This is a genomic window from Caballeronia catudaia, from assembly GCF_001544755.2.
GTDB classification, from domain to species: domain Bacteria; phylum Pseudomonadota; class Gammaproteobacteria; order Burkholderiales; family Burkholderiaceae; genus Caballeronia; species Caballeronia catudaia.
Genome location: NZ_FCOF02000055.1, coordinates 1 through 13,970, shown reverse-complemented (window position 1 = coordinate 13,970; position 13,970 = coordinate 1). Strand labels below are relative to the sequence as shown.

Below are 13,970 nucleotides of genomic sequence, written 5' to 3'. Positions count from 1 at the left end.
GATCGGTCTCAGAAGGACTTCGTGAGCGCGACCCAGAAGCGGTTCGCGTGGCCGGTGCCGAGCGTCGGCGGCACGTGGCCCAGGGTGTGCGCGTAGGCCATCGACAGCAGAAAGTCGTGCGGCGCGGCGAACGTCGCGCCGACGCCCATGCCCGACAGCCGCACGTGATTCGTGCCCGGCACGACAGGATGCGCGACGATTTTTCCGTCGGCGGTATCGATGAAGCCCGACAGCGTCACGAGCACCGGCACGAGCGACTGTTTCAGCGTTTGCCGCACTTCGAAGGTCGCGATATACGCTTCGTCGACGGGCGCGTCGCCGGTGGCGTAGGCGCGCACCGCGTACGGCCCGCCGAGCGAGATCTGCTCGGACGAATCCAGATTGTGCGATGCCGTCTGCGCCGTGAGCGAGAAGTAAAGCTGCGTGCCGTTCGTCTGCGCGCCGATGACCTGCGTGTGCGTGAGCGCGAGCACGAACTTCGTGAACGCGCCGCCGATCTGCGACGCGACCTGTTCCAGCTGCGGCGACTTGAAGCGCAGGTTGCCTTGCTGGATGCTCGTATCGAACGTCGTGATGCTTTTTTCCAGCGTCAGATTGCCCGACAGCCCGAGGCGTCCGACGTCGCTCGTCTTGTCGCTGACGGAATCGAACGCGCCGATGTGATCCGACAGGAGCTTGTGGTCGTAGCCGAGCGTCGTGTACACGTTCGCCGACGGCGAGCGCAGGAGGGGATAGCTGAAGAACGTCGAGAACACGTTGGCGCTGCCGTAGGCGTCGAGCTCGTCGAACTGGCCGCCGACCGAATACGTCGAGCGCGTATAGCCCACGCCCCACGCGAGCCCGCTGCCGCCCACCGGCACCGTGTAGCCGATGTTGCCGTAGAACTGCCCGGTGATCGAGCCGAGCAGCCGCGCGGCCAGCTGATCGCCGATGCCCAGCGGATTGTTCCATTGCAGCGCGCCGATGAGCCGCGCGGCGCCGGTCGTCGTCTGGCCGTAGTTGTCGGCCTGCACGCTGCCCGATAAGGGCCGCGCCTTCGGCACCTGCAGCGTCATGTCCGACGTGCCCGGCAGCACGCCCGGCGAGATCGTCGCGTTCGCGCCCGTCGTGCCGGCCGCGTCTTGCGCGAGCAGCGTCGCGCGGGTGAGGGCGTGCTCGTCGATGACCTCGCCGGACTTGAGCGGCCCGAGAAAGCGCGTGATGACCGAATCGCGCGTGCGCGACCGGTTGTCGATATCGACGCGGCCGTACCGCCCCTCGCTCACCGCGATACGCACGATGCCGTTGTCGATCTGCTGCGGCGGCACGTACGCCCGCGCGACCAGATAGCCGTGGCGGCGGTAGTACGCGCTGATGCGGTCGGCGGCGGCTTCGAGATCGTCGAGCGAACGATCCGCGCCGACGACAGGGCGCAACACCTCCTTCAGCTCCGCAGCCGGGAAGAGCGTGTTGCCGGTGAAGTCGAAGCCCTTCACTTCGAAGCGGATGCCGCCCGGCGCGCCCGATGGCGGCGCAGGCTCGGGCGCGGGCGTCACGTTCAGGCGCAGGTCGGACGGCGGCGGCGGAACGGGCGTTTGCTGCTGCTGTTCGCGCAGGATGCTGCCCGCGTTCGGCAGCGCCTGAGCCCGCGCATCACGCATGTCGCGCGCGGACGCCGCGACGAGCGTCGCGAACAGCACGGCGAGCCGGCGCGTCCCCACGCGGCCCCGCCGTGGGTGGGTGCCGGAGCGTCGCACGCGCCGCGCGCTCACATACGGCATACGTGACCGGGCCATGCGTCGTCCGGCAGGCGGCTGCCGTCGCTCGACGAATCCGTGCGCTGCTGCACGAGCGGCGCCGATTCCGGCTGGAGTCCCGGCGTCGCATTGGAAAGCGGCGCGGGGTTCATGGCGTCGGTTCGCACGGAATCGAGAATGCCGGGCACCACCGCCACCGTCGTGATGATCGGTCCAGGCGCTTCAGGCGTCACGAGCTGCGTGGGTGGCGCGGGCGTGACGGGCGTGACCGGCGTGACGGGCCGCGTGGGCGGTGTCGGCGGCGTGGGCGCCCCGGCGATGCGCAGCGTGCCGCCTTGCGTCGTGATCTTGTAGCCCGTGGGGCCGCCCGTCGCCGTGACGGTGATCGCGTATTCGCCGCTCGCCGCGCCGGGCGCCGCGCCCGTGCTCGACACCGTGAAGACGAAGGGCTCGTGGACGGTCGGGCTGTCCGCGAACGCGTTGCCGTAGTTCGCGCCGTTGTAGCGCAGCGCGATGGTGACGTCGTTCGGGCCGAGCGTGCGCGGCACGTCGAAGGGCACGTCGATATTCACCGCCGTCAGCGTGCCCTGCTGAACCGCCCTGAACGCGAAGCGGTTGCCCGGAGACGCAGCGGCGCGCGCATCGGCGCCGCCCGCGTAGGCATCGCCCCAGAGCGCGAGGTTGCCGCTTTGCAGGCCGCCGAACGCGGCGGCGTCCGGCGAGTCGGTGTAGACGATCCAGCGGCCGTTGGGCGCGGCGAGCGCACGCGAGCCCGCGCGGTTGTCGAAGGTCGCGGCGGCGAGCGCGATGGCCGTGCCGCTCGCGCGGCTCGTGACCGGCGCGGCGAGCGTGAGCGATGGCGCCGCGAGCGTCACCGCGCCGTCCGCCGACACGCCCGTCAGCCCCGCGACGCTGCCGATGACCAGCGGCGTGGTATCGGTGAGCATGAGCGATCCGGCGTTCGCGGCGAGCGTGCCGATGCGGTTGTCCGCATTCGTCAACCGATACGTCCCGCCGCCTTGCAGCGCGACATGAGCTGCTTCGATCGGCGCGCGTTGCGTGACGGCGCGGGCGGTCGTCATCGAGAACGTGCCGCGCGGCGCGCTGATGGCGGCATCGAGTCGAATGCCGCTTTGCCCCGCGAGCGAGAGCGTATTTGCGCCGCGCCACGCGACGGGGCCGTCGATCAGCACGAAGCCGAACGGTTCGAAGCCGGTCGGCGCGGCGGCGCTGATCGTCACATTGGTCGATTCGAGCACGCGCGAAAGCGTCGCGCTCTGGATCGTGCCGAAGCGCCTTCCGAAGTCATTGTCCGCGCCGACGAGCGCGACGAAATCGCTCGCGATGCGCCACGTCCCGGCTTGCCCGGTCATCGCCGCCGTCGTGATCCGCGCATCGGGCGCGACGCGCACCTGCGTGCCTGCCGTTTCGATGACGCCGCCATTGCCGCCATTGGGCGCGGACGCGTCGAGCGTGCCGCCGACCTGCACGACGCCGGTGTCGGCGACGAGCCGGATCACGCCGTTCTGGTTCACCGCGCTGCGCGCGCGGATCACGCCCGTGTTGTTCACGACATTGGCGAAGAGCGCATCTTCTGCGCTCGCGGCGAGCCAGGCCTGACCGCCATCGGCTTCGATCAATCCGTGATTGGCGGCGAGCGCATTCAGCGCGCCGCGCTCCACCGACAAGCCGATCATGCTGTGATCGCCGAGCGTGACGGCGATGCGCTCGCCCGCCGCGAGCGCGGCAAAGCCGTTGGGCGAATCGATCGTGCCGGCGTTGATCGCGCGCGTGCCGATCAGCGCGACATAGCCGCCGGGCGCGCTGCGGATCGTGCCGAGGTTGACGACCGCGGCGCCGTCGTCGTCATGCCGGCGCCAGTGCCAGTGCCGCCGCCCGCCCGCGAAGGTGTAATGGCCGCTCATGAAATCGCTCGTCGACAGATTGAGCGACGACGCGAGCAGCCCGCCGACATTCACCTGCGCGCCCGGCCCGAAGATCACGCCGTTCGGATTGACGATGAACACCTGACCGTTGGCGTCGAGCCTGCCGAAGAGCGCCGACGGGCGCGGCCCGGTGACGCGATTGAGCGCGATCGCGTTCGCGCCCGGCTGATTGAACGTGATGGATTCGCCCGGACGCGTGCCAAACGAACGCCAGTCGATCGCGAGGCGGTTGCTGTTTTGCTGGATGGTCGTGTTCGCGCCCGCGCTCGTGACCGAGCCGGAACCGGCGACGACACGCGCGCCGGTCGGCTCCGCGTGCGCGTGCGCGAAGGCCGCGGCGCAGAGCGTGGCGGTGCAAAGCCGAAGCGCGGGGGACGTGATGCTTGCGCGCGGAAGCTCGTTCATGGCGGCCGACTCCTCTCTGTTGCGGCGCATCGTCATGCAGCGATGCAGGCGCTCCATCAAGCAGTTTAGTGTTCCGAACCATGCGTGCAACTACGCGTTTAGAGAATGCGCGCCGGTGCTGGCTCTGGCGTGCGTTCGCGCACCGGATGGCTCATTGGTATTAGGAATACGATGTATCCGGACGCTTCAGACAGGCTCGCTCGCGAGCGTTCCTTCGACGAAATCGCGCAGAAACGTAATCCATGTGCGGATCTTCGCGTCGAGATACTGGCGCGACGCGTACATCGCGTAGACCGTCATCGTCTGGAGTTCCCACTCGGGCAGCACGCGCACGAGCGCGCCGCTTTGCAGCCACGGCAGCGCGGCGAGCATCGGCAAGGGCGCGATGCCGAGGCCATCCGCGAGCGCGGCGGCGAGCGCATCGGCGGAATTGACGCGCAGCCGGCCGGGGTCCAGTTCCAGCTCGACCTGTCCGCGCGGGCCTTCGAACGTCCATCGGTCGATGGGAAAAAATGTCGTCACCAGTTGCAGACACGCATGGTTCGGCAAGTCGCCGAGATCTTGCGGCACGCCCGCGCGCTGCAGATACGTGGGCGATGCGCAGAGCACGCTCGGCATCGAGCAGATTTTCGTGGAGACGAGCGCGGAGTCGGGCAGGGTGGACGTGGTGACCTGCAGGAATACGTCGAAGCCTTCGTCGAGCATGTCTGGCACGTTTTGCGAGAGCGTCAGCTCGACGCGCACTTGCGGATGCTCTTCCAGATAGCGCGTGAGCGCGGGCACGACGTAGTGCTGGCCGAAGGTGATCGGTGCGTGCATGCGCAGCACGCCGCTCGGTGAGACCTGCGCGTTGCTCGCTTCGGCCTCGGACAGATCGACGAGTTCGAGCACTTCCTTGCAGCGGGCGAGATAGCGATTGCCGGCGTCGGTGAGCGCGACGCGGCGCGTAGTGCGATTCAAAAGCCGCGTGCGCAGATGTGTCTCGAGCTCGGTGACGGCGCGCGACGCCTGCGCCGTCGTGATGTCCATTTGCTGCGCCGCAAGCGTGAAGCTCGCCGCTTCGGCCACGCGCGCGAAAATCCTCATGCTTCGCAGTAAATCCATCGTCCCGCCATCCGTTTCGAGCAAGCCGGAACTATCCCACGGCGTCGCAAAGGCGCGCAACCCGTGCGGGCGACGGCACCCCTCGCGGCTTCGTTTCAGCATTCACATCTGTTACAGGGCTTGTAACGCAACGCCCAATGCGCGCGGCTAACATGGATTCATGGTCGCATATGAGTTCAGGATCGCATCGCGCTCGTGACGGCCTTCTCAGAAGAGGAAGACATGAACGCCAGGGGTTTGATCGGGGTCGCGGTGGGCGCAGGCGTTGCGCTGACCGCAGGACTCGCCTGCGACGCCGCGATGGCGCGCGTGAGCGTCGGGATCAATGTCGGCGTGCCCTTCGCGCCGGTGTACGCCGCGCCGCCGGTGTATGTCGCGCCTGGGCCGGCCATCGTCGTCGGATGGCATGGCGAGCGCTACTGGGATGGGTATCACTATTGGGGACGCCGCGACTGGTACGCGCATCACGGCGGGTATTACGGCGGGCATTACGGCTATCGCCACTGGTAAGCAAAGGGATTCCGGGAGCGGGACATCATCATGAAAAATTCATCTCGAACTCGAAGCAGGGCGCGTGTTGCGCGCTCGATGAGCGTATCCGCCGCTCTCGTGCTGGCGGCGGCACTCGGCGGTTGTGTCTACGCGCCGCCTTACGGTTACGCACCCGCGCCGACGCCGGTATATGGCTACGCGCCCGCGTACGGCTATGGGTACGCGCCGGGGTATTACGCGGCGCCGTCGGTGTCGCTCGGCATCGGCTTTAGCAATGGCGGCGGACACTGGCACGGCCGCTGACCGTTGCTCGCTGGAACACCGGTTGCTGCGCTTTTCCTCGATTTATCAGGAGAAGCGCAAGATGGCTGAACAAACCCTGAGCTTGCTGGCGCGCGACGCGCGCTGCGAGTATTTCATGCTGCCGCCGAACGGCTGGGTGCCGAACAACACGCGCCTGCCGGTGCTCGTGTGGCGCGGCGCGATCGATGCCCGCGCATCCGATGGCGCCAGCCGCTTCGAAGCCCTGTTCGCGCAGAACGGCTGGCCGCCGCAATGGCGCGATAGCGTCTTCGACTATCACCATTTCCATTCGACCGCGCACGAGGCGCTCGGCATTGCATCGGGCGACGCCGAGCTGATCATCGGCGGCCCGCATGGGCGCGTGATCGCGGTCAGCGCCGGCGATGCGCTCGTTCTGCCCGCCGGCACCGGCCATTGCCTGCTGGCGGCGGGACGTCGCTTTCAGGTGGTCGGCGCGTATCCGCCCGGCCAGCAATGGGACATTCGCCGCGAAGCGATCAGCGAGCAGGAACGCCGCGCGATGGAAGAACTGCCGTTTCCCCGCTGCGATCCGGTCGCTGGCGAAGACGGGCCGCTCCTGCGTCACTGGCACTGAAGCCAGGCCGTGTCACGCCTTTGCACGCGCGCCAGTCAGCGGCATGCGTTTCACGACGCCCGTCGCGAGCGCGGTCCCGACGAGCACGATCGCGCACGCCCCCGCCATGCCCACCGACACGCGCTCGGCCAGGAACAGCGCGCCCCACAGAATGCCGAAGATCGGAATCACGAAGGTGACGGTGATCGCGCGCGCGGGGCCGGCCACCGCGATGAGATGAAAGAACAGCATGTAGGCGACGCCCGTGCACGCGACGCCCAGCCCGAGCACCGCGCCCCACGCGGTCAACGACACCGCGCCCGCAGGCCAGAAGGCGAACGCGAAGGGCAGCAGCACGATCGTCGCCGCGCTCATCGTGCCGGCCGCGACGGTCAGCGAATCCACGCCCATCAGATGCTTTTTCGTATAGCTCGCGGCGATGCCGTAGCAGAGCGTCGCGGCCAGCGCGGCGAGTGCGGCGAGCGCAGTCGCCAGCGGCGACACGGCTACGGCGCTCGCGTCGTGCGCGAACATCTGGTCCCATACGAGCGCGAGCACGCCCGCGAAGCCGATCGCGAGGCCCGCGACACGCATGCGCGTCAGCCGGTCGTCGAGCCAGAAGAAGGCGACGAGCGCGCCCCAGAGTGGCGTCGTCGCGTTGATGACGGATGTGACGCCCGCCGACAGCGTGAGCTCCGCATAGGCGAAGAGACAAAACGGCGCGGCCGAGTTCAGGATGCCGACCACGAAAAGCGGCCAGGCCCGCTCGCGCATCGTCGACACGGCCTGCCGCGCGGTGCCGCGCAATACCAGCATCAGAAGCAGAAACGCCGCGCCGATGCCGACGCGCAAGGCCATCAGCGGCGCGACGCCGAGATCGGTCACGCCGACGCGAATGAACAGGAACGAGCCGCCCCACAGCGCGGCGAGAATGAACAGTTGAGCGAGATTGACGGGATTCATGGCGGGCTTCGCAAGAGGAGTCGAACGCGAAGCCATCGTAGCGGCGCGCGGGCCGCCGACGTTTCGGCCCGGCGTGAAACGAAAGATGCAGCGCTGGCGCTGCGGCTCATGCTGCGCCGCTTCTTCCGGAACACGCTCCGGCTTCGCTCTACGCCACGCATCGTAGGCGCGCGCGGACACCGCGGCAAACGAGCAATTCTCACCGTTATGTGAGAAAAATTGCCAACGGCCGCGCCGCCACATGGCGGTCGATGCGCGGCAAACGGGCGGGTTGACCGGGCGTGCATTCGGCGCGACTCTTGCGTCATCGGAAGGCCAACGATGTTTTTGCAGCGCGATGGACGCAGTCAACTGGAGAAAAGCCGTGGACAATGCAAACGGGAGCGCATCTCCCATCCATAAGATGCCATCCGACGAGCCGCCGCTCGCGCGCCGCACGGTGGCGAGCGCGATGGACGCGGCGCTCTCGCCGGGCATGGGACAGGCACAGTCCGCGAGCGTGACGCCGCTCACGCCCGGCGCGGCGCACAAACCTGCGAAATACGCCCCGTATCACGTGCATGGCAGCGTGCTCGAAGGCGGCGATAGTCCGACGGTCCTCGCGCAACCGTCGTCTGCAATGGCGGAGGGGCAGGGCAGCCAGTTCCATCCTCCGCGGCCGGTGCCGCGGCGCATGCGCGTCGTGCTGACGGATGCGCAGGACGTCGTCGCGGGCCGCTATCGCCAGGCGAAGGAAGGCACCGAGGATTTCGTTCACGAGAACCCGTGGAAGTCGATCGCGCTGGCGGCGGTCGGCGGCCTCATCGTGGGTTTGCTCGCGGCGCGGTAGCCGCGCGCGGCGGCACGCCGAACCGGGCGATGAAAGCGGGCCTCAACCTTGCTGGACTGGCGGTACCGGTGCATGCGTTCATCGCCTCGCCGGACCGATATGGAAGAACGATCGTACGATCTTCGAAGCGCGCGTTACGAAATCTGGAATCCGCATACCGTGTCGGTTTCCGGTCCGAGGCGCGTGCTGGTTGTGCATTCGGAATCGAACGTCGGCGATTCGTTTGCGCTGCTTTTCGCGATGCGCGGCTTCGAGTCCGTGCAGATTGGTGACGCGCAAGCCGCCTTGCAGTTCGTACGCCAGTGGCGGCCGCAGGTGCTGTTCGTCGATACGCTCATCGGCGACAGGCGCGATCACGGGCTCGCGCACGCGTTGCGCGAAGCGTTGACGCAAAACCGGAAGGATGGTGAGTATCACTTGCTGATCGCGATGGCGGCGGATGCCGAACGCGACCCGCGCGATGCACTTTCCGAAGCGGGATACGACGGCTTTTGCAGAACGCCGTGCCCGGTCTGGTGGATGTTCGACGTATTGGAATGCTTCTATGCCCGATGACGCGGGCGGTGTTGCCGATGCATCGCCGCCCGCTCCGACGCCCGCGCGTCAGGTGGCTCGGGAAGCCTTGAAATCGTTGGTTTCCAGCTCGACCGACTGGCCGTGATTGCGCTCGAGTGCGCGCCGGGCTGCGTCCTCGATTTGCAGGCGTCCTCCTTCGAACGCGGAGAGGAGATCGTGCGAAGACGTCCCGCTGTTGCCGAAGTGATCGTTGAGCGCATCGAGGGAGACGCTGCACCAGACCTCGCGTCCGTCCACCTTGGCCTCGAACGCGACACGCGCTGCCGCCACGACATGACGCCGCCCGCTGAACTCTACCGTCATCCTTATCACCTCCTGTTATTCGTTCGAAAACGCTCAAGCGCGATCATCGCGAGATACGCAACAGCGCGCGTCTCGCGATGGCGATGCCCTCGACTGCGCGCGGCCTTGCGCGCCGCACACCGTCGTCTTGCATGATACGCCCGCACCGCACGGGGCGTACGCCACGCTGACCTTGCAATGGCGGTGCCCAGCACGATAAGGAAACGCTAGCGGCAACAGAGACAGCCGCCGCGATGGGACATGCCATAGCTGCCCGCGTCGTCCGCGCCGGCGCCGGACGCGCTCGAGCCGCCGACGCTCGGCGCGCCGATCGTGACGCGCGCGGCGGTCGCGCCACAACGTGGACAGGCGGCGGGTTCATCGCGCTCGGCGATGCGGCGGACGGCTTCGAACGCGCCGCAATCCGCGCATTCGTAATCGTAGACAGGCATGACGCTCCCACTGGAAGAAAGATAGCTCGATGGACGAGTGTAACAAGCATCCCGCGCGCCTGATGCGTGAGCGGCCGCGCGGCGGCGTGGCATCGGCATTGCTGAAAAGTCGCAACATTCACTGCCCACGGAGGCCTCATGAAACGCAATGCAAATCTGTGCGCGGCGCTCGCCGCCAGCCTGATCGCCGCGCTGCCGCTTTCCGCGCTCGCGCAAACCCAGGCGGCCAGCACGACGATGGCCAACGAACTGGCGCCGACCGACAAGGTGTTCGTGCAGGCGGCGTCATCGGCGGGATCGACCGAAATCGACGCCGCCAAGCTCGCCACGAAGCAGTCGCAGGACAAGGACGTGAAGAACTTTGCGCATCACATGATGATCGACCACACCAAGCTCACGATGCAGCTCAAGATGGCCGCGCCGCACGGCGTGACGGTGCCGAAGGACAACTCGGACCCGGCGGTGCTGGACTCGCTCAAGTCCTTGCATGGCAAGGAGTTCGATGCCGCGTATATCCAGAAGGTCGGCGTCCAGGGACACGAGGAAGCCGTGAAGGCGTTTCAGACCGAAATCGATCAAGGCCAGAACGCCGATCTGAAGAAGGCCGCGCAGAAGGCGCTGCCGACCATCCAGCAGCACCTGAAGATGGCGCAGGATCTCGCCGCGAAGAAGGGCGTGCAGTAACGCGATGAGCACACCGCGCGCGTGCAATGCGCGCGCGGCCAGCTATTCCAGCTTCAACGCGGGCCCGCGCGCAGCATGCGCAGGCGCGCTTCCTCCAGCGACTGGAACTTGCCGCCGGCTTCGTCGAATACCGAGACCTTGCCGCGTCCGATGTCGTACACCCAGCCTTGCACCTGCAACTTGCCGAGCGCGAGATGTCCCGCGACCGCCGGATGCGTGCGCAGGTGCGTCAACTGCAGGCGGATGTTTTCCTCGACCATCGCCGCAACGATGCGTTCCTCTTCCAGCTTCCTCGCCATCACGACGCTGCGCGCAGCTTCGGCATTGCGCAGCCAGGCGTGAACGGTCGGCATTTCGTCAGCGATGGTCGCGCCCGACGCGAGGCCCTTCATCGCGCCGCAGTCCGAGTGTCCGCAAATCACGATCTGCTTCACGTTGAGCGCGAGAACCGCGAATTCGACGACGGCCGACACGCCACCGAGCATTTCGCCATAAGCCGGCACGATATTGCCGATGTTGCGGCACACGAAAAGCTCGCCGGGTCGCGTCTGCGTGATCATTTCGGGCGACACGCGCGAGTCCGCGCACGTGATGAAAAGCGTGTGCGGCGCCTGCTGATGCGCGAGGCTCTTGAAGAGCGCTTCGCTGTCGGGGAACACCAGGCGGCTGAAATCGTCGGCGCCCTGCAGCAGGTACAGGAGATCGCGCGCCTTGGCGCCGTCGCGTTCTTCGCTCATCGTGGATTTGTCGTGCATGGTGGGTCGCCTTTGTGGTGCGGTCACGGCGCCCGCGCGCCGTCTCAAAACGAAAGCTTGCGGCGTTTTGAGATGGATCGCAAGTCGGCGTTGCGGGCATCCCGTCGCGCAGCTTCGTATTTTCCGAAGTAACGCACCCGAAAACTCGCATTTTTCGATGCCGAACCTTCCGTTAGATTGTGTTCATTGAAAGCAATCAGAAAGGAATCGACATGAAATGCCCCGTATGTCCTGCCACGGAACTGTTGATGACGGTGCGCGAGGGCATCGAAATCGACTATTGCCCGCAGTGCCGCGGCGTGTGGCTCGACCGCGGCGAACTCGATCAGATCATTCGCCGCGCGGCGCAGGCGTCCATCGAGGATGCGCAGACAGCCAGGCGCGACGCGTGGCGTGAGCGCGAAGACGCGCGGGAACACGATCGCGAGCGTCGCCCGCACCGCGACGGCCAGTATCACTACGGCGATCCGCGTGGCGAGCACGCGCATCCGCGGCGCAAGAAATCCTTCCTCGGCGATCTTTTCGACTTCGATTGAATGCGTCTCGCGCCAGGTTCATCGACGAATTTTTCGATTCGGCAACTGAAACAGCAACGGAGAACGGCAAATGGCAACGGTGAAGCAAGTCCTGAAGGCAAAGATCGACACCACGGTTCATACGATTGACGCCGAGGCGAGCGTCTACGAAGCGGTCGCGCTGATGTCGAAAGCCGAGGTGGGTGCCCTCGTGGTCACGGTGGGCGACGCGGTGTGCGGCATCGTCACGGAGCGCGACTATGCGCGCAAGGTGATCCTGCAGGACAAGGTCTCGCGCACGACCACGGTATGCGAAATCATGACCGCGCCCGTCATGTTCGTGAGCCTGAGGACGACCGCCGACGAATGCATGGCGCAGATGACGCAGCACCGCATCCGTCATCTGCCGGTGATCGAGGGCGGCAAGCTGGTCGGCATGATTTCGATCGGCGACATGGTGCGGCATCTGATCGAGGAACAGCAGTTCGCCATCGACCAGCTCGAAACCTATGTGCGAGGCGCGGGCTCCGAATTGCCGACTTGCGCGCTCACGCGCAGGAGTGCGATCCCGCAGACGCTCGCGGCGCGTTTTGCCTGAGGCGGGGCGGCCCGGCGATTCAGCCGGGCGAGTGTCCGGACGCGAGAAGCTGCCGCAGCTTGCGGACGACATCGTCCCAGTCGCCCATCCGGCGGGCGCGTACGAGCTGCGTCGACGGATACCACGGCGTGCGGTGCGGATTGCGCTCGTAACGCCAGTCGGCCATCTCTCCGTTGAGAAACAGATAGTTTGGCTTGCCGAGCGCGCCGGCGAGATGGGCGAGGACGCCATCGTTGCCGACGAATTCATCGAGCCGGTCGAGCAGGGCGGCCGACTGCGCGAGCGACATCGACGGGTCGAGCGTCGTGAAGCGGTCGAGATCGGCCGAACGCGGATCGTTCAGCCAGCACTTGCGCTCGTAGCCGCGCTGCATGACGACCCAGTAGATGTCGTCCGTGTTGTTGAAAAGCGGGTCGAGATACGGCAGGCGCAGGCTACGGTTGGCGAAGTTGTTCGCCGACTCGCACGACGACCAGAAGATGCCGACACAGCGCCGACCGCGCGCGCGGCGCCGGATCTCGTCGACGAGCGCATCCACTGCGCCCGGATCGATCGGCTCGATATAGCGCTCCGATGACGCATAGCCAAGCACGGAAAAGAGCGACGTGAAAAGGGCGAACGGCTCCGTCCATTGTGCGACGCCGGGCGCCACGGTAAAGCCGGCCGCGCGCAGGGCCTCAGCATATTTCGCCTGTTCGCCCTCGGGCATGGCGACGCGAAAGTTCCGGTCCGACCCGTCGGCATACGTGATCTGCACGCCGAGCGCCTGGAGCGCGCCGGCGTAGCGCACCCAGTTCACCTGATCGCCATAACCCGATGCGATCGAATCGATTGTCAGATGCGCCGGCAGGACGCGTTGTCCGCACCAGTACTGCTCGACATCGACGTGCGGGAACAGTACGCGCCGCGCTTCATGCGACGACCAATAGCGATGCATCAATTCGACGCCGTTGGCGATGCCGTTGAGGCGCATCGCGCTGCGGCCCTGATGATGACCGAGCACGTACGCCGAATGTGTGTCGAGGCCTTCGGCGCTCAGTTGCAGCACGCGCGCGTCCTCGCCGACGTAATGCCAGCCGTAGACGCGCCACAGATAGCCGACCAACGGCTCGCTGGACGACTTGATCGCCTGATACTCGATCATGCTGAGCGCGACCTCTTTGAGACCGAGATGCGCGCACACGTCATACAGGCAATGAATCTGAAACTTGAACGTCGAGAGCCGGGTGAGGTTGCAGCAGATCTCGAGCGCCTTCAGAAAATCTCCGGCACGCAGGTGCGTGACCGCGCGCCAGTGCCAGTGTTCGGGGGTGTGTCCGTCTTGCGCGTTGCGTTCGTCGAGAAAGCGGAAGCATTCCTCGATCTCGCCGGCGTAAAATTTTTGAGGAAGTTGCTCGTAGTGTTCGATCATGGGAATGCGCGCCGATTTACCGAAGCGGGATTATTGCGCGCGCGTACCGCGGCGCACCGGACGTCGACCGTTCTCATCAAAATTTCAAAAATTTGCGCGAAGCTTTGATAAGTCGACAATCTTTGAAATGCTCGTGGGCAATTTTGTTGGATCGATTATAGGTGTCGGTGGCGAGAGGTTTTGGCGGTGTATGGCGGCGAACCTACGCTAAAAGGCGACATTTCTATCTGGCAGAAACGCGACATTTCTATCTGGGACCTACACATAATGTCACGGCTAAATTGAAATGTCCGATGGCTGGCTCGTTAGAAATGTCCGGTTTTTCGGTTCAATCCCTTCATGCTT

Annotated in this window: 16 protein-coding genes; 8 read left to right on the top strand and 8 right to left on the bottom strand. The window is 66.0% G+C overall.

Annotated features, from left to right (window positions below):
• Nucleotides 1-8 precede the first annotated feature (8 nt).
• The 3 genes from AWB75_RS32080 to AWB75_RS32070 all read right to left on the bottom strand — a co-directional run bounded on the left by AWB75_RS32080 (nucleotide 9) and on the right by AWB75_RS32070 (nucleotide 5,191).
• Nucleotides 9-1,775: a ShlB/FhaC/HecB family hemolysin secretion/activation protein gene (locus AWB75_RS32080; RefSeq protein WP_235012335.1), complete on the bottom strand. Its 1,767-nt coding sequence runs from the start codon at nucleotides 1,773-1,775 to the stop codon at nucleotides 9-11.
• Complete coding sequence (locus AWB75_RS32075; protein WP_235012334.1) at nucleotides 1,748-4,087, bottom strand: filamentous hemagglutinin N-terminal domain-containing protein; 2,340 nt, start codon at nucleotides 4,085-4,087, stop codon at nucleotides 1,748-1,750. The genes AWB75_RS32080 and AWB75_RS32075 overlap by 28 nt, the downstream gene beginning before the upstream one ends.
• Nucleotides 4,088-4,273: 186 nt before the next feature.
• A complete protein-coding gene (locus tag AWB75_RS32070; RefSeq protein ID WP_061128047.1) occupies nucleotides 4,274-5,191 on the bottom strand; it encodes a LysR family transcriptional regulator in 918 nt (305 codons plus the stop codon).
• Between the two features lie 222 nt (nucleotides 5,192-5,413).
• Here AWB75_RS32070 and AWB75_RS32065 point away from each other — a divergent pair, with 222 nt between their 5' ends.
• The 3 genes from AWB75_RS32065 to AWB75_RS32055 all read left to right on the top strand — a co-directional run bounded on the left by AWB75_RS32065 (nucleotide 5,414) and on the right by AWB75_RS32055 (nucleotide 6,581).
• The gene (locus AWB75_RS32065) at nucleotides 5,414-5,701 is read left to right on the top strand and encodes a hypothetical protein (RefSeq protein WP_061128023.1); all 288 of its coding nucleotides are present in this window, start codon (nucleotides 5,414-5,416) and stop codon (nucleotides 5,699-5,701) included.
• A gap of 78 nt (nucleotides 5,702-5,779) precedes the next feature.
• The gene (locus AWB75_RS32060; protein WP_061128022.1) at nucleotides 5,780-5,986 is read left to right on the top strand and encodes a hypothetical protein; all 207 of its coding nucleotides are present in this window, start codon (nucleotides 5,780-5,782) and stop codon (nucleotides 5,984-5,986) included.
• A 61-nt stretch (nucleotides 5,987-6,047) separates the two neighbouring features.
• Complete coding sequence (locus AWB75_RS32055; RefSeq protein WP_061128046.1) at nucleotides 6,048-6,581, top strand: cupin; 534 nt, start codon at nucleotides 6,048-6,050, stop codon at nucleotides 6,579-6,581.
• A gap of 12 nt (nucleotides 6,582-6,593) precedes the next feature.
• Here AWB75_RS32055 and AWB75_RS32050 read toward each other — a convergent pair whose 3' ends face one another.
• Complete coding sequence (locus AWB75_RS32050; protein WP_087087102.1) at nucleotides 6,594-7,523, bottom strand: DMT family transporter; 930 nt, start codon at nucleotides 7,521-7,523, stop codon at nucleotides 6,594-6,596.
• 364 nt (nucleotides 7,524-7,887) lie between these two features.
• Between AWB75_RS32050 and AWB75_RS32045 the strand changes: the two genes are divergently transcribed.
• Nucleotides 7,888-8,352 (top strand): DUF883 family protein, encoded by a 465-nt coding sequence (locus AWB75_RS32045; RefSeq protein WP_061128044.1) that lies wholly within the window; start codon nucleotides 7,888-7,890, stop codon nucleotides 8,350-8,352.
• A gap of 99 nt (nucleotides 8,353-8,451) precedes the next feature.
• A complete protein-coding gene (locus AWB75_RS32040; protein ID WP_061128021.1) occupies nucleotides 8,452-8,907 on the top strand; it encodes a response regulator in 456 nt (151 codons plus the stop codon).
• Nucleotides 8,908-8,955: 48 nt separating this feature from the next.
• Here the strand turns inward: AWB75_RS32040 and AWB75_RS32035 are convergent, their stop codons facing one another.
• Together AWB75_RS32035 and AWB75_RS32030 are read right to left on the bottom strand one after the other, a co-directional pair.
• The gene (locus AWB75_RS32035) at nucleotides 8,956-9,231 is read right to left on the bottom strand and encodes a DUF1488 family protein (RefSeq protein WP_061128020.1); all 276 of its coding nucleotides are present in this window, start codon (nucleotides 9,229-9,231) and stop codon (nucleotides 8,956-8,958) included.
• 206 nt (nucleotides 9,232-9,437) lie between these two features.
• Nucleotides 9,438-9,662, bottom strand: a complete 225-nt coding sequence (locus AWB75_RS32030; protein WP_061128019.1) for an FmdB family zinc ribbon protein — start codon at nucleotides 9,660-9,662, stop codon at nucleotides 9,438-9,440.
• Between the two features lie 138 nt (nucleotides 9,663-9,800).
• On the opposite strand from AWB75_RS32030, the gene AWB75_RS32025 reads away from it, so the two are divergent.
• Nucleotides 9,801-10,346 (top strand): DUF4142 domain-containing protein, encoded by a 546-nt coding sequence (locus AWB75_RS32025; RefSeq protein WP_061128018.1) that lies wholly within the window; start codon nucleotides 9,801-9,803, stop codon nucleotides 10,344-10,346.
• A 53-nt stretch (nucleotides 10,347-10,399) separates the two neighbouring features.
• Here the strand turns inward: AWB75_RS32025 and AWB75_RS32020 are convergent, their stop codons facing one another.
• Nucleotides 10,400-11,101: a carbonic anhydrase gene (locus AWB75_RS32020; protein ID WP_087087100.1), complete on the bottom strand. Its 702-nt coding sequence runs from the start codon at nucleotides 11,099-11,101 to the stop codon at nucleotides 10,400-10,402.
• Nucleotides 11,102-11,313: 212 nt separating this feature from the next.
• On the opposite strand from AWB75_RS32020, the gene AWB75_RS32015 reads away from it, so the two are divergent.
• Together AWB75_RS32015 and AWB75_RS32010 are read left to right on the top strand one after the other, a co-directional pair.
• Nucleotides 11,314-11,637: a TFIIB-type zinc ribbon-containing protein gene (locus tag AWB75_RS32015; protein WP_061128043.1), complete on the top strand. Its 324-nt coding sequence runs from the start codon at nucleotides 11,314-11,316 to the stop codon at nucleotides 11,635-11,637.
• Nucleotides 11,638-11,707: 70 nt separating this feature from the next.
• Nucleotides 11,708-12,214, top strand: coding sequence for a CBS domain-containing protein (locus tag AWB75_RS32010; RefSeq protein ID WP_061128016.1), 507 nt, complete (start codon nucleotides 11,708-11,710; stop codon nucleotides 12,212-12,214).
• A 19-nt stretch (nucleotides 12,215-12,233) separates the two neighbouring features.
• Here AWB75_RS32010 and AWB75_RS32005 read toward each other — a convergent pair whose 3' ends face one another.
• A complete protein-coding gene (locus AWB75_RS32005) occupies nucleotides 12,234-13,625 on the bottom strand; it encodes a glycosyltransferase family 9 protein (protein WP_061128015.1) in 1,392 nt (463 codons plus the stop codon).
• Nucleotides 13,626-13,970: the final 345 nt, after the last annotated feature.